The 22,475-nt window shown below is 34.1% G+C and carries 13 protein-coding genes; 8 read left to right on the plus strand and 5 right to left on the minus strand.

Going from position 1 to position 22,475, the window contains the following annotated elements; translation table 11 throughout:
- Nucleotide 1 precedes the first annotated feature (1 nt).
- From nusG to dapB, 8 genes are all read left to right on the plus strand, one after another.
- Entirely contained in the window at nucleotides 2-547 is a 546-nt protein-coding gene (gene nusG, locus HACICURT3053_RS02045) for a transcription termination/antitermination protein NusG (protein WP_157992082.1), read from the plus strand.
- A 226-nt stretch (nucleotides 548-773) separates the two neighbouring features.
- A complete protein-coding gene (gene rplK, locus HACICURT3053_RS02050; RefSeq protein ID WP_157992083.1) occupies nucleotides 774-1,202 on the plus strand; it encodes a 50S ribosomal protein L11 in 429 nt (142 codons plus the stop codon).
- 2 nt (nucleotides 1,203-1,204) lie between these two features.
- Entirely contained in the window at nucleotides 1,205-1,909 is a 705-nt protein-coding gene (rplA, locus tag HACICURT3053_RS02055; RefSeq protein WP_157992084.1) for a 50S ribosomal protein L1, read from the plus strand.
- A gap of 441 nt (nucleotides 1,910-2,350) precedes the next feature.
- The gene (gene rplJ, locus HACICURT3053_RS02060; RefSeq protein WP_157992085.1) at nucleotides 2,351-2,854 is read left to right on the plus strand and encodes a 50S ribosomal protein L10; all 504 of its coding nucleotides are present in this window, start codon (nucleotides 2,351-2,353) and stop codon (nucleotides 2,852-2,854) included.
- 67 nt (nucleotides 2,855-2,921) lie between these two features.
- A complete protein-coding gene (gene rplL / locus HACICURT3053_RS02065) occupies nucleotides 2,922-3,290 on the plus strand; it encodes a 50S ribosomal protein L7/L12 (RefSeq protein WP_157992086.1) in 369 nt (122 codons plus the stop codon).
- A gap of 330 nt (nucleotides 3,291-3,620) precedes the next feature.
- Nucleotides 3,621-7,652, plus strand: a complete 4,032-nt coding sequence (gene rpoB, locus HACICURT3053_RS02070) for a DNA-directed RNA polymerase subunit beta (protein ID WP_157992087.1) — start codon at nucleotides 3,621-3,623, stop codon at nucleotides 7,650-7,652.
- 83 nt (nucleotides 7,653-7,735) lie between these two features.
- Nucleotides 7,736-11,971 carry a DNA-directed RNA polymerase subunit beta' gene (gene rpoC, locus HACICURT3053_RS02075; protein ID WP_157992088.1) on the plus strand — a complete coding sequence of 1,412 codons (4,236 nt, stop codon included), beginning with the start codon at nucleotides 7,736-7,738 and terminating at the stop codon, nucleotides 11,969-11,971.
- Between the two features lie 100 nt (nucleotides 11,972-12,071).
- Nucleotides 12,072-12,890 (plus strand): 4-hydroxy-tetrahydrodipicolinate reductase, encoded by an 819-nt coding sequence (dapB, locus tag HACICURT3053_RS02080; RefSeq protein ID WP_157992089.1) that lies wholly within the window; start codon nucleotides 12,072-12,074, stop codon nucleotides 12,888-12,890.
- Between the two features lie 54 nt (nucleotides 12,891-12,944).
- Here dapB and hflC read toward each other — a convergent pair whose 3' ends face one another.
- From hflC to HACICURT3053_RS02105, 5 genes are all read right to left on the minus strand, one after another.
- Complete coding sequence (gene hflC, locus HACICURT3053_RS02085; RefSeq protein WP_157992090.1) at nucleotides 12,945-13,895, minus strand: protease modulator HflC; 951 nt, start codon at nucleotides 13,893-13,895, stop codon at nucleotides 12,945-12,947.
- Nucleotides 13,896-13,897: 2 nt separating this feature from the next.
- The gene (gene hflK, locus HACICURT3053_RS02090) at nucleotides 13,898-15,154 is read right to left on the minus strand and encodes an FtsH protease activity modulator HflK (protein WP_157992091.1); all 1,257 of its coding nucleotides are present in this window, start codon (nucleotides 15,152-15,154) and stop codon (nucleotides 13,898-13,900) included.
- 951 nt (nucleotides 15,155-16,105) lie between these two features.
- On the minus strand, nucleotides 16,106-16,426 hold the full coding sequence (gene hfq, locus HACICURT3053_RS02095; RefSeq protein WP_157992092.1) for an RNA chaperone Hfq: 321 nt from the start codon (nucleotides 16,424-16,426) through the stop codon (nucleotides 16,106-16,108).
- 78 nt (nucleotides 16,427-16,504) lie between these two features.
- Nucleotides 16,505-17,464 (minus strand): tRNA (adenosine(37)-N6)-dimethylallyltransferase MiaA, encoded by a 960-nt coding sequence (gene miaA / locus HACICURT3053_RS02100; protein WP_157992093.1) that lies wholly within the window; start codon nucleotides 17,462-17,464, stop codon nucleotides 16,505-16,507.
- Between the two features lie 2,042 nt (nucleotides 17,465-19,506).
- Entirely contained in the window at nucleotides 19,507-20,784 is a 1,278-nt protein-coding gene (locus tag HACICURT3053_RS02105; protein WP_157992094.1) for an N-acetylmuramoyl-L-alanine amidase, read from the minus strand.
- Between the last annotated feature and the right edge of the window lie 1,691 nt (nucleotides 20,785-22,475).

Consider the following 22,475-nt stretch of genomic DNA (forward strand, 5'->3'; position numbering starts at 1 on the left):
GATGTCTGAAGCTCCTAACAAGCGCTGGTACGTTGTTCAAGCGTTTTCCGGATTCGAAAGTCGCGTAGCCCAATCCCTACGTGAGTATATTAAATTACATGACATGGAAACACTATTTGGCGATATCATGGTTCCTACCGAAGAAGTAGTTGAAATCCGTCGTGGTCAACGTCGTAAAAGCGAACGAAAGTTTTTCCCTGGGTACGTCTTAGTACAAATGACAATGAACGATGCAAGTTGGCATCTTGTACGTAGCGTGCCTAGAGTCATGGGTTTTATTGGAGGCACTTCAGATCGTCCAGCACCAATCAGCTTTAAGGAAGCTGATGCAATTATGGGGCTATTACAGCAAGCAGGAGATAAACCGCGTCCAAAAACACTCTTTGAACCAGGTGAGATGGTGCGCGTTAATGACGGTCCTTTTTCCGATTTTAATGGCGTTGTAGAAGAAGTTGATTATGAAAAAAGTCGTCTAACAGTATCCGTATCTATTTTTGGTCGCGCCACCCCAGTAGAACTAGATTTTGCTCAAGTTGAAAAAGGTTAATTCTTTTCCCTTGCTGAACTCATATATAATCATTAAACAAATATATACATTATTAATATGATAATACATAAAACCCCACCCTTCTAAAACTTAAATATCTATAAATTGAAAGATATAATATAATTACTCTAATTTAACACCATTATCTTTATTTATTTTAAGATAATAAATCAAAATTAGTTATACAGAAACAAAACAGTATGATCACCTTACTTGAGGTATTATTATGGCTAAAAAAGTACAAACCTATGTCAAACTACAGGTTTCAGCAGGTATGGCAAACCCTAGCCCACCCGTAGGTCCGGCTCTTGGGCAAAGAGGTGTGAATATCATGGAATTCTGCAAAGCATTCAATGCAAAAACAGATTCTTTCGAGAAAGGACTACCCATTCCAGTTATTATTACAGTTTATAGTGATCGCTCCTTTACTTTTATTACTAAAAGCCCTCCATCAGCCATTCTTCTAAAAAAAGCGACCGGGGTAGAATCTGGTTCTTCAAAACCAAACCAACAAAAAATCGGTATATTATCACGCGCAAAGCTACGTGAGATAGCTGAGATTAAATATGAAGACATGACAGGATCTAATATTGAAGCAATGACGCGTTCTATTGAAGGAACTGCTCGTTCTATAGGCCTGGTCATAGAGGACTAAAAATGGCTAATCTAAGCAAACGCATGCGAAAAATTTCTGAAAACATTGACCAAACTAAACCATATGAGATAAATGAAGCTCTAGTCCTCCTAAAAAAACTAGCAGTTGTTAAATTCATAGAAAGTGTTGATGTAGCAGTAAAGTTAGGCATTGATCCACGCAAATCTGACCAAAATATACGCGGGTCCACTATATTACCTTATGGTACTGGTCGTATTACACGCGTAGCGGTATTTACTCAAGGAACCAGCGCTCAATCTGCGATAGAGGAAGGTGCAGAACTGGTAGGATTAGAAGATCTTGCGGTAAAAGTGAAAAAAGGCGAAATGAACTTTGATGTAGTTATTGCATCTCCAGATACAATGCATATTGTTGGCCAATTAGGCCACATTCTTGGACCACGAGGTCTGATGCCCAACCTAAAAGTAGGTACTATAACAGAGAATATTAGAGAAGCAGTAAGAAATGCTAAATCAGGTCAGGTTCGTTATCGTAACGACAAAAACGGCATTATCCATACCACCATTGGTAAAATTAATTTTGATATACATCACTTAAAAACAAATTTAGAATATCTATTAATTTCTCTTAAAAAAGCCAAACCCCCTCAATCAAAAGGGGTGTTTATCAAAAAAATTAGCATCTCGACTACCATGGGAACCTGTGTTACATTAGATCAATCTAGTCTAAAAGACTCCACTAACTAATCTTTTTTCTTTACCAGAGAAAAATTTTTTCCTAAAATCTATCTATGAAATACTTTAAATTAGAGATGAAAAGACTAATCCAGTTATAAGAGTTTATATTAATTGATAATTAAATATTTCCCTTAAAAATAACTAATTCAAACTTTATCAATATCTCAATAAAATCGATAAGTTATATTAAACAGAACTATTAAATTACGACGCATCCAATCTGAATATTTTACATTTTAAATGCTTTCCTTTCAAAAAGAAAGGCTATATATGCATCTGAGACTATGTTTTTAACATACTAGTTATCAGAAATACTGACAAGATCAAAAAAACAATTTTGACCCCTATATGGAATTCAAAATCACCATAAATTAAATATCTACCTAACATAAGAAAATTGAGTGAAAGAAAGCCTCTGTGAATTCCAGAATAATCCAGGAGCAAGAGATAATGGCCTTAAATCTTCAAGATAAAAAAACAATTGTTACTGAAGTTCATAATATAGCTAAAAACGCATTATCTGCAGTAACAGCAAATACCTGTGGAATAAGTGTCAACAAAATTAACGAACTGCGTAAATCAGGTCGAAAAGCTAACGTATACATACGTGTTACACGCAACACCTTGCTACGCCGTAGCATTGAAAACACACAGTTTAAGTGCTTAAACACAACATTAACTGGACCAACTTTAATTGCATATTCTATGGAACATCCTGGTACAGCTGCTCGTTTGTTTAAGGAATTCGCTAAAACTAATGTTAATTTTAAAATTAAAGACTCAGCCTTTGAAAACGAACTAATAAGCTCAGATCTCATTGATCGATTAGCAAATATACCTACTTACCATGAAGCGATTATACGATTAGTAATCACGATAAAAGAAGCTGCTGCCGGAAAGCTATTACGTACTTTTGTTGCCTTGCGTAACCAAAAGGAAGCTAATACTTCTTAAATTAACAGGCTTATTGTTTCTCTTATTTTCTTACGTAACAACCACTGTCTGAATTCAGGAAAATACAATGTTAATTACTAAAGAACAAATCATTGAAGGGGTTGCAGCATTATCTGTAATGGAAATAGTTGAGCTCATCTCTGCCATGGAGGAAAAATTTGGTATATCAGCTACCTCTTACGCTATGACAAATCCTACATCTGATGTTGAAGATATAGAAGAAAAAACAGAATTTGATGTCGTACTACAATCTATTGGAACTAATAAGATAGCTGTAATAAAAGCAGTGCGAAGCGCTACTGGCTTGGGTCTTAAAGAAGCTAAAGATCTCGTCGAGTCTGCTCCGGCTACATTAAAAGAGGGAATTAGTAAAGAAGACGCAGCTTCATTGAAAAAACTATTAGAAACAGCTGGTGCAACTATAGAAATAAAATAAAAAATATAATTTGTAAGAAATGGCTATATTTTGATTCAAAATTATCAATTTAACTGATAATTACTAAAGGATATAATAACCGTGTTCTTAACTTATACAAGATCAAAAAGATGGAAACTATTTAATTAGTGACTTACTTAAGATCTTTCTCTAACTCCGATGCAACGAATTCAGATAAAACAATACAATCATTGCATCAGAGAAAGGAAATAGTAGGACCAATATCGACCTAGCATTCATAATTATTCTTATTTAAATAGCATGGAATAACTGTTCTCCCCATTTAAATGGGCAGAGAGGTTCTATTGTTCAGCAAACTGAGGAACCCTAATGGTTTACTCCTATACCGAGAAAAAACGTATTCGTAAAGATTTTGGAAAACGTCCAGAAGTACTGGGAATTCCCTATCTTCTTTCTATTCAGTTGAACTCGTTCCGAAAATTTATTGAACGAGATCCAGAAGGTCAATACGGTCTAGATGCAGCATTCCGTTCAATATTTCCAATACAAAGTTATAGCTCTCATGCAGAGCTTCAATATGTCAGCTATTTCTTAGGTGATCCTATCTTTGATGTTAAAGAATGTCAGATTCGTGGCATTACATTTTTTGCTCCTCTACGCGTAAAACTACGTCTAGTAATATACGAGAGGGAAGCACCAGAAGGAACTGTTAAAGACATTAAAGAACAAGAAGTATATATGGGGGAGATTCCCCTAATGACCGAGAATGGAACTTTTATTATCAACGGAACAGAACGTGTTATTGTATCTCAATTACATCGCAGTCCTGGAGTATTTTTTGATAGCGACAAAGGAAAAACTCACTCATCAGGAAAAGTTCTCTATAATGCTAGAATTATCCCATATCGCGGCTCATGGTTAGACTTTGAGTTCGATCCAAAAGATAATTTATTCGTTCGTATTGATCGACGAAGAAAGCTACCTGCAACAATTATTTTACGTGCACTTAATTATACAACCGAACAAATTCTGGATCTATTTTTTGAAAAAGTTATATATCATATCAGCAACAATAGACTACAAATGGAACTCGTTCCAGGACGACTTCGTGGTGAAACAGCTTCATTTGATATTGAAGCAAATGGAACAATATACGTTGAGAAAGGTCGTCGCATTACAGCACGACATATTAGACAATTAGAAAAAGACGCTATTTCTTACATCACAGTGCCTATGGAGTATGTGTCTGGGAAAGTAGCTGCAAAAGACTATATTAATCATGATACTGGAGAAATCTTAATCGAAGCTAATATGGAGCTATCATTAGATCTAATAGATAAATTAATCCAATCTAATCATACACAACTCGAAACATTATTCACTAATGATTTAGATCATGGCCCATATATCTCCGAAGTCATACGTATTGATCCAACAACAGATCGACTTAGTGCTCTTGTTGAAATTTATCGCATGATGAGACCAGGTGAACCACCAACTCGCGAGGCAGCTGAAAATCTATTTGAAAATCTCTTCTTTTCTGAAGAACGCTATGACCTTTCTACGGTTGGTCGTATGAAATTTAATCGTTCATTACAACGAAATGAAATTACAGGCTCTGGCATATTAAGTAAAGATGACATTATTCAGGTCATGAAAAAACTTATTAGTATACGAAATGGCATTGGAGAAATAGATGATATTGATCATCTAGGCAATCGTCGTGTTCGTTCCGTTGGAGAAATGGCAGAAAACCAATTTCGTGTTGGTTTAGTACGTGTAGAGCGGGCGGTGAAAGAACGTCTATCCCTAGGAGATTTAGACACTCTCATGCCTCAAGATATGATTAATGCTAAACCAATCTCTGCTGCTGTTAGAGAATTTTTTGGTTCAAGTCAACTATCTCAATTTATGGATCAGAATAATCCACTTTCTGAAATTACACATAAACGTCGTATCTCTGCATTAGGTCCAGGTGGTCTCACACGTGAACGGGCAGGCTTTGAGGTAAGAGATGTACATCCAACACACTACGGTCGCGTTTGTCCCATTGAGACCCCCGAGGGGCCAAATATCGGTCTAATTAACTCACTATCTGTTTATGCACAAACTAACGAATACGGCTTTTTAGAAACACCATACCGACGAGTTAAGAATAGTATTGTAACAGATGAAATACATTATCTCTCTGCTATTGAAGAAGGTCATTATGTTATTGCACAAGCTAATACCAATCTCAATCAATTAGGTCATATTATTGAAGATCTAGTCACATGCCGCAATAAAGGTGAATCTAGTTTATTTAATCGTGCGCAAATTGACTATATGGATGTCTCAACCCAACAAGTCGTTTCTGTTGGTGCATCCTTAATCCCGTTTCTCGAGCATGATGATGCTAACCGAGCATTAATGGGAGCAAATATGCAACGTCAAGCTGTGCCAACACTACGAGCTGATAAACCATTGGTTGGGACTGGAATGGAGCGTGCTGTAGCCGTCGACTCTGGAGTCACCTCTGTTGCAAAACGAGGTGGTATCGTTCAATATGTAGATGCAGCCCGTATCGTCATAAAAGTAAATGAAAGTGAAATGTATCCGAACGAAGCTGGTATCGATATTTATAATCTAACTAAGTATACACGATCAAATCAGAACACCTGCATCAACCAACGACCATGCGTTCAGATTGGTGAAAAAATTCAAAAAAACGATGTTCTAGCAGATGGACCTGCAACTGATCTTGGTGAGCTTGCATTAGGTCAAAATATGCGGGTAGCTTTTATGCCTTGGAATGGATACAATTTTGAAGATTCCATCTTAATATCGGAACGCGTTGTTCAAGAAGATCGTTTTACTACTATTCACATTCAAGAACTAGCCTGTATTTCACGTGATACAAAACTAGGTCCAGAAGAGATCACCTCTGACATCCCTAATGTTGGCGAAGCTGCTCTCGCTAAGCTAGACGAGTCAGGCATTGTATATATCGGTGCTGAAGTAAAAGGCGGAGACATTCTTGTTGGAAAAGTAACTCCAAAAGGCGAAACTCAACTTACACCAGAAGAAAAGCTCCTACGAGCAATTTTTGGAGAAAAAGCTTCTGATGTTAAAGATTCTTCTTTACGAGTTCCCAATGGAGTCACAGGAACTGTAATCGATGTTCAAATTTTTACACGCGATGGCGTAGAAAAAGATAAACGCGCTTTAGAAATTGAAGAACTACAACTAAAAGAAGCAAAAAAGGATTTATCAGAACAAGTTAAAATTCTTGAAACGAGTCTATTTAACCGTATTTATTACCTACTTCTCTCTAGCGGAATTAAATCGGAAAGGCTTAAGACTCTTCCTCGATCTCGATGGCTAGAAATTGACCTAATAAATGAAGAAAAACAAAATCAATTAGAACAACTGGTCAGACAATACAATGAACTAAAAAGTGAATTCGAACAAAAACTGGATACAAAAAAACGAAAAATCACACAAGGTGATGATCTGGCACCGGGAATATTAAAAATTGCTAAAGTATATCTAGCAGTTAAACGCCAAATTCAGCCAGGTGATAAAATGGCTGGTCGTCATGGAAATAAAGGGGTTATATCTAAAATTAATCCAATAGAGGATATGCCTTACGATGAGCATGGTATCCCCGTAGATATAGTTCTCAATCCGTTAGGCGTTCCATCACGCATGAATATCGGTCAAATCCTAGAAACCCATTTAGGTATGGCTGCTAAAGGCATTGGAAAAAAAATCAGCTTGCTTCTTCAGCAGAAGGCAGAATTATCTAGTCTTCGTGCATTTATTCAACGCGCTTACGACCTCGGCGCTCATGTTCGGCAAAAAGTTGACCTACAAACCTTTAGTGATGATGAAGTTTTGTCATTAGCCAAAAATCTTAAAAATGGCATGCCTATTGCTACTCCAGTTTTTGATGGCGCACAAGAAAGTGAAATCAAAGAATTATTACAACTTGGCGACTTACCTTCTTCTGGTCAAATTACCTTATTTGATGGACGTACTGGTGAAGTATTTGAACGTCAAGTTACTGTAGGATACATGTACATGCTAAAGCTAAATCATCTTGTTGATGATAAAATGCATGCTCGTTCAACGGGTTCCTACAGTTTAGTTACTCAGCAACCTTTAGGTGGTAAAGCTCAATTTGGCGGGCAACGTTTTGGTGAGATGGAAGTATGGGCCTTAGAAGCATATGGGGCTTCGTATACCTTGCAGGAAATGCTAACTGTTAAATCTGACGACGTGAATGGTCGAACTAAAATGTATAAAAATATTGTTGATGGACATCATCAGATGGAACCGGGAATGCCAGAATCTTTCAATGTACTTTTAAAAGAGATCCGTTCTCTCGCTATCAATATTGAGCTAGAAGATGATGAATAGATACTGACATCTATTTTACCTGTCACAGGAATTTCAGATCACCTCTGACATCCTACGAAGTCTTATCTGATAGGAGCTAATGAGTGAAAGAATTAATGAAATTTTTGAAAGCACAAGCTAAAACCGAAGAGTTTGATGCAATCAAAATTGCTTTAGCATCACCAGAAATGATACGTTTATGGTCTTTCGGTGAAGTTAAAAAACCGGAAACTATCAACTATAGAACGTTTAAGCCAGAACGAGATGGGCTTTTTTGCGCACGTATTTTTGGACCAGTAAAAGACTATGAATGTTTATGTGGTAAATATAAACGCCTTAAACACCGTGGTGTTATTTGTGAAAAATGTGGCGTTGAAGTCACTCAAACTAAAGTACGTCGCGAGCGTATGGGGCATATTGAGCTAGCCTCCCCAACCGCACATATTTGGTTCTTGAAATCTCTCCCATCCCGAATTGGCTTACTGCTCGACATGCCATTACGTGATATTGAAAGAGTTCTTTACTTTGAGTCCTATGTAGTTATTGAAAATGGTATGACAAGTCTTGATAAAAACCAATTGTTAACTGAAGAACAGTATCTTGACGCCTTAGAAGAATTCGGTGATGAATTTGACGCTAAAATAGGAGCCGAGGCAATCCAAAGCATATTAAAACATATGGATCTAGAACAAGAATGCGAGCAAATACGTGAAGAACTAAATGAAACTAACTCTGAGACTAAACGTAAAAAAATAACTAAACGCATTAAATTACTTGAGTCATTCATCCAGTCTGGTAACAAACCAGAATGGATGATATTAAATGTTCTTCCAGTTTTACCACCTGATCTACGCCCCTTAGTTCCATTAGATGGCGGCCGTTTTGCAACTTCAGATTTAAACGATTTATATCGTCGTGTAATTAATCGTAATAACCGATTAAAACGATTATTAGACTTAGCAGCACCAGATATTATTGTTCGTAATGAAAAGCGCATGCTTCAAGAAGCAGTTGATGCGTTGCTTGATAATGGCCGAAGAGGTCGTGCAATCACTGGATCTAACAAACGACCTCTCAAATCCTTAGCTGATATGATTAAAGGTAAACAAGGACGCTTCCGTCAAAATTTACTAGGTAAACGCGTTGACTATTCTGGTCGCTCAGTAATCACTGTAGGCCCCTATCTTCATCTACACCAATGCGGTCTACCAAAAAAAATGGCACTAGAATTATTTAAACCATTTATATATGGCAAACTAGAGTTGCGTGGTCTTGCCACTACCATTAAAGCAGCGAAAAAAATGGTTGAACGCGAAGAATTAGTAGTTTGGGATATCTTAGATGAAGTCATCCGAGAACATCCCGTTCTTTTAAACCGCGCACCAACTCTACATCGTCTAGGTATCCAGGCATTCGAACCCGTTCTTATAGAAGGTAAAGCAATACAGCTTCACCCATTAGTCTGTGCAGCATACAATGCAGATTTTGATGGAGACCAAATGGCAGTCCATGTTCCTCTAACAATGGAAGCTCAGCTCGAAGCACGAGTTCTAATGATGTCAACCAATAATATTCTCTCTCCTGCAAATGGAGAACCCATTATTGTACCTTCTCAGGATGTTGTTTTAGGGCTATACTACATGACCCGTGATTGCGTTAACGCCAAAGGTGAAGGAATGCTTCTGAGTAGCTCTAAAGAAGCGGAGCGTGTATATCGCGCTGGACTCGCCTCTCTACATGCCCGAGTAAAAGTACGCATCACTGAAAATGAAAAAAATGAACTAGGTCAATGGGTGCCTAAAACTAATATTATAGACACCACTATTGGACGCGCCATACTTTGGATGATAGTACCAAAGGGTCTACCTTACGCAATTATCAATCAAGTCTTGGGTAAAAAAGCTATTTCTAAAATGTTAAATACCTGTTACCGAATCTTAGGGCTCAAAGCTACTGTAATCTTTGCCGACCAAACCATGTATACTGGTTTTGCCTATGCAGCTCGCTCAGGTACATCAGTAGGTATCGATGACATGGTAATTCCTAAAAATAAAATTGAAATCATTAGTCAAGCCGAATCAGAAGTGGCAGAAATCCAAAATCAATTTCAGTCTGGATTAGTAACTGCTGGGGAACGTTATAATAAAGTGATTGATATTTGGGCTTCAGCTAACGAGCGTGTTGCTCAAGCCATGATGGAAAACCTCTCTACTGAAGTAGTGATAAACCGAAATGGTATAGAAGAAAGACAAGTATCTTTTAATAATATATTTATGATGGCCGACTCTGGAGCGCGAGGTTCTGCGGCACAAATTCGTCAGTTAGCTGGAATGAGAGGCCTAATGGCTAAACCAGATGGATCTATCATTGAAACACCTATTACTGCTAATTTTCGTGAAGGATTAAATGTGCTTCAATACTTTATTTCTACACATGGGGCACGAAAAGGTCTAGCCGATACTGCTCTTAAAACTGCTAACTCTGGCTATCTTACACGACGACTAGTCGATGTGGCTCAAGATTTAGTGGTGACTGAAGATGACTGTAAAACTCGGACTGGAGTCATGATGATGCCAATTATTGAAGGAGGCGATGTCAAAGAACCTCTGAGAGAGAGAGTTTTGGGTCGCGTAACGGCAGAAGACGTTTTAAAACCTGGTACAATGGACATTCTTTTACCCAGAAACACTCTTCTTCATGAGAAAGAATGTGATTTATTAGAAGAAAATTCAGTAGACAGCCTTACAGTTAGGTCAGTGGTAAGCTGTGAAACTGATTTCGGCGTATGTGCACATTGTTACGGACGTGATCTCGCCAGAGGACATATCATCAATAAAGGTGAAGCTATTGGAGTAATCGCGGCTCAGTCCATTGGTGAGCCAGGTACTCAACTTACCATGCGAACTTTCCATATTGGCGGAGCTGCATCTCGCGCAGCGTTAGAATCGAGCATTCAGATACAAAATCAAGGGCAACTCAAGCTAATAAATGCCAAATCAGTCACTAACTCTTCAGGTAAGATAGTTATTACTTCGCGTAATACAGAACTAAAATTAATTGATATCTTTGGACGAACCAAAGAAAGCTATAAAATTCCTTATGGCGCCACTATGATGAAGGGTGCCGGAGAAAATGTCACTGCAGGAGAAATAGTGGCCAACTGGGACCCGCACACTATGCCGGTAATCACCGAAGTCAGTGGTTTTATTCATTTTACTGATATGATTGATGGACAAACCATTACTCGTCAAACAGATGATTTGACAGGACTTTCTTCACTTGTCATTTTAGATAATTCTGAACGCACTGCAGGGGGCAAAGATCTACGTCCAGCACTCAAAGTCATTAATAGTCATGGTGAAGATGTAATGATTCCGGGATCTGATATGCCTGCTCAATATTTTCTTCCAGGAAAAGCTATTGTTCATCTAGAAGATGGGATGAAAATAAGCGCAGGTGATACCCTGGCGCGCGTACCACAAGAATCTGGCGGTACCAAAGACATTACAGGAGGATTACCCCGCGTAGCTGATCTTTTTGAAGCGCGTCGACCAAAAGAACCAGCTCTCTTGGCTGAAATTAGTGGTATTATTTCCTTTGGTAAAGAGACTAAAGGGAAAAGACGTCTGGTTATTACACCCATCGACGGTAGTGAACCTTATGAAGAAATGATACCAAAATGGAGACAACTAAATGTCTTTGAAGGTGAGCGTGTAGAACGTGGTGACGTAGTTTCAGATGGTCCTGAGTCACCCCATGACATTCTTCGCTTACGTGGTGTACATGCAGTGACTCGCTATATAACTAATGAAGTTCAAGAAGTTTATCGTTTACAAGGAGTGAAGATTAATGATAAACATATTGAAGTAATCATTCGGCAAATGTTACGTAAAGCAACTATTCAAAGCACAGGTAGCTCTGACTTTTTAATTGGTGAACAAGTTGAATTTTCACGCGTAAGCATATGCAATCGAGATCTTGAAGCTAATGGGAAAATCGCCGCTACCTATGTCCGTAACTTACTCGGAATCACCAAAGCTTCCTTAGCCACCGAATCTTTTGTCTCAGCCGCATCATTCCAAGAAACTACTCGAGTATTAACTGAAGCTTCTGTAGCAGGAAAAAATGACGAATTACGGGGACTAAAAGAAAATGTTATAGTAGGACGTTTAATACCAGCTGGTACTGGATATGCGTATCATAAATCCCGTATTCGACGCAAATCATCAGATACCAGGAGGTCTACTGAAAAACAAGCTCTCACAGCAGATGAGGCTTCAGCCAACCTATCTGAATTGCTAAATGCTAATCTTAGTGAAGTTAGCACTAAAACATTATAACAATTATTTTTAATTGATAGCTACTTAATATATTTGAGCCCTCAAAGGGCTCAAATATATAAAATCTAATAAGATATATACTGAACTAGGTAATATTTCTATGAATAAAGATGTTCGTGTTGCTATTATAGGTGCCTCTGGACGGATGGGACGACAACTTATAACAACCACTACACATACTAAGGGTGTGCTTCTTGGAGCTGCAATTGTACGAAAAGGTTCATCTTTTTCCGGTAAAGATGCTGGAGAACTAGCCAAATACGAAAATCTAGGAGTATCTATTACAGACGATCTCAAGTTAGTTATGAATGATTTTGATATTCTAATTGATTTTACTCATCCAGATAGAACATTAAAAAACCTGGAATTATGTCTACAATATCATAAACCTATGGTCATTGGTACTACTGGATTAGATAAACAAAGTCAAGAGTTCATTAAAGAATCAGCAAAAGAAATAGCTTTAGTATATTCTTCTAACTTCAGTATTGGGATAAATCTACTACTAAAATTAGTAGAAAAAACAACAAAAATTATAGGATCTGATTCTGATATTGAAATAATTGAAGCGCATCACCGACATAAAGCTGACTCTCCATCCGGTACTGCACAGAAAATTTCTGCAACAATATCTAACGAAATGAACTGGAATTTAGATCCACATACTCTACAGGCAGCTCCAGATATCCATGGAAGTCGGACTAAAAATACCATTGGATTATCCAGTATCCGAGCTGGAGATATTATTGGAGACCACACAGTGATGTTTGCAAATATTGGAGAACGTATTGAGATTAGCCATAAAGCTTCAAACCGTATAATTTTTGCTAAAGGCGCTTTAAAAGCAGCAAGATGGTTAAAAGCATATAAAACAGGTTTTTTTGATATGATTGATGTACTCAACTTGCATGATATATAATATCATAGATCATGCAAGTTGAGTACATCAATAGTCCAAATCTTATAAAAATCCTTATTTCATCTTATCTTGACTAGAAATCATTTTAGGATTCTGCATAAATCGAAAGAAATTACTGTCGGGGCTAAGTATTAGTACATCTTCTGTAGAGCTAAAACTATTATCGTAGGCACGTAAACTACGTAGAAAAACATAAAAATCAGGATCTTGGCTAAAAATAGAAGAAAATAACTTAGCTACTTCAGCATCACCTTCTCCTCTAGTAATTAAAGCTTCACGTCTTGCCTCTGCTAGAGTATGTTCAACTTCATAATCTGCTTGTGCCCTAACTATTGCAGCCTCTTCAGCTCCTCTTGCCCGTTGACTTCTAGCAACAGATTCACGCTCAGCTCTCATTCGAGCATAAATAGCATCAGAAACTTCTGTAGGTAAATTAATTTGTTTTATGCGAACATCAATAACCTTAATACCTAATTCAGCCATGCTATTTTGATTAATCGGTAATATCGCTCCAAAATGGTCCTGATCTGAACTACCAGTATTCAGAGCATCGCGTACATCAGTCGTTAAGCGACCACTAAAATCATTCACAATCTCTTGGACATCTAGTCGACCAATTTCAGAGCGAAGACGATCACTAAACTTACGTTTAAGCAACACTTCAGCCTGAGAAATATCCCCGCCTCCCGTTGCAAGATAGTATCGACTAAAATCACTCACACACCATTTAATATACGAATCAACAATAAGATCTTTTTGTTCTTTAGTAACAAATCGATCTGCTTGATTATCCATAGTTTGAATACGAGCATCTAGTGATTTCACTGACTCAAGGAGTGGAATTTTAAAATGTAGACCAGGCATATAGACTAAAGGTTGGTTATTATCATTACGAAGAACCTTACCAAAACGCATCATAATACCACGCTGACCTTCTTCTACTATAAATGTAGAAGTATAGAAAGCGATTAAAATAACTAATACAAATATAAATATCTTACGCATCATCAATCTCTCCCTTCGTTTAATATATTACTACGTTGGGCGTAGTCTCGACGCTGGTCTATGATATCTTTATTATGGTTTTCCTTACTACGATTAGTTGCCACAGGGGTAAGATGCTTCATCTGACTGCCTTTATTAATTTTAGAGACATTGCTTGATGTCACTATCTTGCTCTTTATTAACTGATCTATCGGTAGAACCATTAAATTACGACCCTGATCACTAATAAGAACTTTATGGCTATGACGCAAAATTCTTTCCATAGTTTCAATATAAAGACGTTCACGAGTAATGCTTGGAGCGGCTTTATATTCTGGTAAGATGCGCGCAAAACTATCCACTTCTCCCTGAGCTTCTAAGGTAATACGTGCTTTATAGGCACGAGCTTGTTCTAGTATACCCTGCGCATCACCTCGAGCACGGGGTAATTTATCATTAGCATAAGCCTCCGCTTCACGAACAACTTGCTCACGATTTTCCCGAGCAGCTATGGCGTCATCAAAAGCAGCTTTTACATCTTCTGGTGGCCTTGCTGTCTGAAAGTTAACATCTAATAGAGTGATACCCATATCATAGGTGCTAATAGTTTCCTCTAGTTCACTTTGAGTCTGACTTCGTACCACAGTTCTACCTTCAGTTAAAATGCGATCCATAGTCAAACGACCAATAACACCTCGCAAAGCACTATCAGTTGCCTGACGCAGGCTATCATCGGCATCGCTTACAGAAAATAAATAACGCTCTGGATTGGTAACCCGATATTGTACATTCATTTCTACACGCACTACGTTTTCATCTGAAGTTAACATAGTTCCAGAAGCTGACAATTCACGCACTGCTTCAATATTTACTGCCTTAACCTCATCAATAAAAGTCGGCTTCCAATTTAATCCTGGTGTAACTAAATGACTAAATTTTCCAAAACGCGTAATAACTCCTCGCTCAGCTTCCTTGATAGTATAGAGTCCACTTATAGACCAGATTATCCCTGCTATACCTAAAATTATAGTTCCAATAACACCATCAATTTTTCTCTTAGAACCCGGAGTTTTTTTTCGACCATAATTGTTATTTAAATTCTTATCACTTCCTGATACTAATTTGCTCATCTTGTTACGTAGGTGGTAAAAAAAGTCATCAAAATTAGGTGACCGCTTATCAGAACCTCCTTCATTATTCGTAGAATTACCACTAGCATGCTTATTACCCCCCCAAGGGTCTCGGTCCTGTCCATCACATCCGGGTTGGTTCCAGGCCATATTTATGCTCCATCAATTATGTATGTCTTAATACCCACAACGGGATACACGTATACGCAATGCACTTAATTCCAGAAAGGTATATTAACTAGACTGGCTGTACTGGCAATAACTCTGATCCCAAATCATGCTCTCACTCCAACTCTATTTATAAAAAAATATTATTAATTAGATTAAGATAAAACTCAAAACTATCACAAAATACTATAGAAAATCATTGTATAAAGTAAAAGTCAAAATAAATAAAAATAAAAGACTCTTACTTATTCAGGTGAAAATCATATAATGTTTTATCTTACTCATATACAAACTATACCCTATTCGCGCTAACTAATTCAATTCAATAAAATAAAAGAAACACTTTAATACTTTTAAAATTATCTCTATAAATTAGAGCTCTAATAGCAACACGGCATACAGATTGCTCTTCTAGTTAACCTAACCTATCTTGCATTCCTCAAAGATCGCTATCAACTAAACCATTTAATAAAAAACACTAGACTAAATTAAACTTTACCCACTCAAATTCTGCTAAATTACTATAAATATAAACCAATCTATAGCTATGGACAGTATATAGATTTCATGCTAGAACTCAAAAAATTTAACTCTTCATATAATTTAACACTTCTCTATTAAATTCTCAGCAATCTACACACTATATCTTACAAAATATATTTTGTAATAAAAAATAAGGATTCAATGAAAATTACTCCTAAAACTAATCTGTAGACAAAGATTTAACATCAATGAAAAAATTAACATTAAAGTATCAACCTTATATATTTTATTATACATGATATCTACGATAATAGACTCGCATCAAACTAAAGACTTACTCCAACCAGTGAATATATTAATAAAATATTTTTATTCATAAAAATCAAGTGTATATTCTCTAAAGTTCTTATAATAAAACATATTCTAATTATCCAAATCTATACTTAATATCTAGGTCTGAAGGTGATCCTTTTCAAGGTATGAGATTCCGGTTAGGTTACTATTGTGATAACTAGTGTTATAATGAGAGTGAGTGCTCATGGAAGTTCCATGATTGCTGTGATGCAAGAATTGACGTGATGGAACAACAGTAGAAATTGCATGTTTATAAATCATTTGGCTAACAGTATTTTTTAAAAGAACAACAAACTGATCAAAAGACTCAATTTGACCATATAATTTAATTCCATTTACTAAATAAATAGAAACCGAAACACGTTCTCGGCGTAGTGCATTTAAGAACGGATCTTGTAATGATTGTCCCTTAGCCATGTTCGCTATTCCTTAAATAGGCTGATTATTTCTAAATTGATAAACCCTGTACTTATAGGGCTAAGAAAATATGAACATTCATTTACTATTTTTACAAAATGACTCACTCCGACTTCGAATGACCTGCAATATTTTATTGTACGCCATATCGGGTTTTTCACTATCTAACCAATATAGATCATTTTTCCAGCTACGAAGCCAAGTCATCTGACGCTTTGCTAAGTGGCGAGTAGCATATATAGTAGTCTCGATCATCCTCTTGTAAGGAATATCACCAGATAAGTAGGACCACATTTGACGATAACCAATACAACGCATAGACGGCATGTTCATATGCAAATCACCGCGAGAATACAGTACTCTTACCTCATCCTCAAAACCTAATTCCAACATACGATATACTCTATCTTCAATACTTTTCTGGAGAAATAAACGACTCATGGATACCATAACAAACTGCAAGACATTATATTGTAACGACTCCCCTGAATTTTTATTTAATTCAGTCAGAGTTTTACCAGAAATCAAAAAGACTTCTAATGCACGCAAAATTCTCTGAGTGTCATTGATATGAATAAGTTTGGCTGATATTGGATCTATTTCTTGTAACTGACTATGTAAGTATGGCCAGCCAACTTTATTGGCTTTATCTTCGATCAACTTACGAGTTTGTAAATTTGAAGGAGGTAAAACTGATAACCCCTCTAACAATGCCTTATAATAAAACATGGTTCCCCCAACAAGGAGGGGGATGTACCCACGTCGAGTAATGCTAGCCATTACATTTAATGCATCATTTCGAAAATTAAAAACAGAATAAACCTCTTTAGGATCACGAATATCTAATAGATGATATGGCGAACACTGTAAATCCGTTTTCGATGGTTTATCGGTACCAATATCCATTCCTCGATAAATAAGCGCTGAATCAACACTAATCAACTCTACAGGTAATTCCTTGTATAGCAAAGATGCTAATCTAGTTTTTCCAGACGTTGTAGGACCCATTAAAAAAATTGCTAATGGTGCAGAAATCATAATACATCATTCATTTTTTAGAGTGTTAAAATTCATCTTAACGTTAATTTTATGCACATTATTTTATAAAATAATTATACTAATTTCGAGATAGTCTTACAATATCATTAGATCATACGCCCTACTAAAAATACTTTTCCAAAAATATACAACATAATCACAAAAGTAAAATTCAACCATCTGTCAAAACACTGCAAACAATACGATATATCCTAACATTTTTAGAATAAATCTGTATACGTTTTATTCTAAAATACCAAAGTAAATACAAGAACATTGTATCACCTTCTGTCAATACAATTACAACTATATGCTAATTTAGCTTAAATAATTTATTTTTATATAAATACATAATAGAAATTTTTTAATATTAAACAATCTATTTATCTTTAAAATAAATTCTTTATATTCTTAATCAATATTATCATTAATTATTTTTATGCATCAATCTAAACTGTTCTACCAAATTTTAAATTTTTATACCTTATTGGCATTCTCAAATAAAAAATTAATTGCCCTTCAGCTAAAACCTTATTATTAAGACTTGAAAAAAACAGATCTCTTTTCCCAAAATTAACACATCTTGCTTCAAAAGAAGCCTTAATAAAATTAATCTTGATATATAAAGCTAATAATAATATAGAGATGATGCTCTTTAATTTAAATTGACTAAAATTATAATAATAATTATTAAAATAATTTAAATCAATTAAATTCTTCTTGAAACTTTTATCCATATGATAAAACTTAATTTAATAATATTATTATCAAATTGAAACGATCAAAAAAATAAAAATATTAAAATCACATAAAGCTTTTTTCAAAACATTACATATTGAACATAAATAAAAAAATAATAAGTAATTACTATGAAATCACGATTTCATCGATATTAGGATTAAATAGTTCTCTCCGGTACCTGGAAAATAATTCTTTCTAATTTTTATAAAATTAAAAAATTTTATGATTATTCTAATAAACCAGAAACATTTCATCATTCTTAACTCAAAAGATTAACTGTAAAACTAAATCATAAGACAATAGATCATAAAACTTGTCTAAACCACTTAAATACTACATTGTAATTAAAAATATCTACCATTCGGTACAACGCATCCATGCATAAAATCATCTCAGAGCAAAGTTTTACTAAAAATACAATACATACAATTCTAACTAATTTCTTTCAGTAATTTTCTCAAACCTCATTTTAAAAAACTTTCATGTATTAACAAATAGTATTGTCACTGTTATAAAAAACTGAACTTTCTCAGCAAATCATTTAACTTATCATTAAAAACAATGAAGAATAGATTCTTGATAAGATAAGATAACGGTAATCATTGACATACACTTCTCTAAGAACAAAACAAAATATAAAAATCAATTTGAATAACTTTCCACGCTAAACTTATTGATAGCAAACAGGAATATATCTTCATGTGATATAGGATATCTAAATTAGAGTATTGCAACATCATAATGTTTTATTTATACAAAATCTTTATCTAACCAGTAAACACTCAAAACATAATACGATATAAAGCTATTTCCTTTTGTCATATCAAATCCTTTATATACTTAAAAATCATTCTTTTTAAAAAAACCATTAATTCTTTCTACAAAACTAAAAATCGTGATTAAAATATAAATATAATTATTTCTATAAATATTTCTATAAATGCATAATCCTAAATATTTTATTTTATAAAATTCAATTTAACTAAAAATCAACAGTTTTATACGAAATAATTAACCTACTACTAACTGTATTAAATATGCTTAAGATTGCAAAAATTATATTCGTTCTCCTCCAAAAAAATTATACTATGAAAATCTCAAAAAAACTCCTCGGACAAACCTGTGATTTAATAGTATGTATATCAAATATATAACATTCCTAATAAAAAATGATAATATACAATTCAAAATGAATTCTTCTAAACTATTATCAATCATATTTATAATTAATATTATTTTACGTTAAACCTAATCTGAACCAACTTCTAACAATTGTTGTTGTAATTAAGATTGATAATCATCTATTCTCCTATTTTATTCATATCTTTTGACAAGTGAAATACAAAATAATTACGCAATCCTTGATAAATAGACCTAGTAATCTTTTTCTGGTATGCACTACTTCTCAGTAGTTTTTCTTCTAATGGATTACTAATAAAACCAGTTTCAATTAAAAGAGAAGGGACGTCAGGAGAACTTAATACTCCAAAACTAGCAAATACTGGTTGATTTTTATGTAATGAACCAATAGATTTGAGCTGTTTGATAATCTGAGTTGCCACATCATATCCAACCTTCTGAACATGCCCAAACTGAAGATCTAGCAAGACTTGAGTAACAGAGACGTCTGACTTATTTCTAACTAAAAAGCCTTTAGTGCTTACTGGCATTTCAAATCTATTGTCATGTTGTTCGAGACGGTTTGCCATTTCAACCTTAACACGCTGATTAGATAGTACCCATACTGAAGCACCAGAGACGCTATGATTAGGCGCAGAATCAGCATGAATAGATATTAGTAAATTAGCCTGTTTCTTATGCGCCACATCTGAACGGCCTAATACAGAAATAAAATGATCACCATGGCGAGTCATCACTCCTTTAAACATTGGATCAGAGTTTAAAAGTTTTTGAAGTTTATAAGCTATAGAAATAGTAACATTTTTTTCTTGTAAACCACTTCTTCCAATAGCTCCAGGATCTTGACCCCCGTGTCCTGCATCAATAACCACTATTACCTTGTAAGTGTTCCTTTTTAATCTGGTTCTTTTTTTCCCATTACTAGAACTACTGGTGCGACTAGATGACAACGAATTATTCAAACAATACACCTTGTGTGAATATATTTTAGAACGCATGACACGTGGGAAACTACGTATCATTTGACACCCATTTCGTCTACAGGTGGTAATACTTAATATAAGATTATAATGAAAACCAGAATGCCTAATAAGCACCCTAATGCTAACAGAAGAAGCTAAATCTAAAACTAATCGAATTCTTTTATTATGTCTTTCTGAGTTACAACTTATTCGGTGAATAATATTAATTTTATTAAAACTTAATGGTGATTTAGGAAACCATATCGCTTGAGACAGATCTAAAACTAGACGATCAGGTTGATGAAGAAGGAACACAGTATATATTGGCTTAACAGAGAACCTTAAAGTAATATTCGCCTTATTTTTACTGTTAAACACATAAAAATTTGATATAGCCAAAACATCAAAAGGGAACACACAAAATAACACAACTACAAAAAATAAACACTTAAAATATTGCATCATAATACATCGCATGTACTAATAATCCGGCGCAATATCTTCTATGGATTGATCAAAGAAAATAAATGGAAATGCATTAGAAACTTTTATAAAAAAACTAAAATACAATAAAAGTCTAACGTAGAAAAAACAAAAATAAAACGATTTTAACTCAACCAAATACTCTATTTTAACTAATTCATTTTAAATAAAAGACTTAAATTTCTTTTTCTAAAAGAACAAATCCTTAATTAAAAATTAATATCATAGATATGAACATTAGAAAATAAAATATTCTACAATCAATGACTTCACTCACCATTTTAACTATTACGGATGCTTAGAATAAATCCCGATTATAAAATCATCACCTACCAAAACTAATTAAGCACCTTCTATCAAATTACAAACTAATTATAGATCATTAGACATAAAAAATAATGAACCTAATCTAAACCATATAAACATATAAAATAATATTAATTATATAACAATTCTTATTTAAGTATAAAAAGTGATTAAATATTTAGAAATAAAATGAAAGTAACAAAATAATACAATCACACGTATACCTTTTTCAAAAATTAATTTATCTATATATAATAATTATTATGTACAACTGATAAAAACGTTCAAAACATTATTAGAGATAAAATATCACATTAATCCATTATTAATCATTAATAAACCATGATCTTTATATTTTTTTAAACATAACTTCTTAATATAAATCGAAGATAAATGTAATTTTTTTGTTACTATAAATCTCGATTAAAGGATAATGATATGCATTATGACTTTTCATCTTCTCTTCTCACTTATACAATAAGTTCAATATTATGTAATGCATCTATCGCACCAATATATACATTAGGTTAGAATCAACTAGTTTACTAATTTAACTTAACTCATATCCGTAAATATCTACTCATTACACATATTTCTAGAATATAACTAATGACCAACATCGTTAATGAATATTAAATTTTATAACGAAAATCAACTAAAAATTAACTCGTATTAAAAAAATAGATCATGGAATCATTTATTCAAATTGAATAATGAACATTACCACCAATGTTTATAGAAAATAGTTAGTCAATTGTTTAATTGACTTCTTATAATATATTTCTTAAATAGGATTTTCTATATATTAGTACAAGAAAGGTACATTAAAATCAAAAAAAACTTATTATCAATTCTATAACATATTCAATAATTACTATCTTTGCTAACTAAATAACAGACTTATTCTAAAAGCCTTATAATATAGTTATAAAAAATAATTTTATTATAAATATCTCTCTTGTCTAAGACAATATAGATACAGATTTAAGATTAAAAATTTATCTTAAAATACTTCTGTTCTTAACTTAAATAATCATAATTCACAAAGATTGTCAAAATAACAGATTCAGAATCTAAACTGCAAAACTTATACAAAATAACAATATAATAAAATGAATGTCATAAAATAATCTATTGTAAATAAAATCTACCCTAAATGTCAGAAAACTTCTGTATTATCCAGAAAATAATACATAAACTCCATTGAGCAATCTCTTTAACATAACTATGTCAAGCAGTAATTACACATTATGTGATACTAAATTCTTTCTGTATGTATACCATTTGAATCTAATGACATATTACATATAATAAATATTTATGAACAATAATCTAGTTTTATTTAAAATAAGATCATAATATATTACTTGGCATTTCTA

The sequence above is a fragment of the Candidatus Erwinia haradaeae genome (genome assembly GCF_900698855.1).
Taxonomy (GTDB): domain Bacteria; phylum Pseudomonadota; class Gammaproteobacteria; order Enterobacterales; family Enterobacteriaceae; genus Erwinia_E; species Erwinia_E haradaeae_F.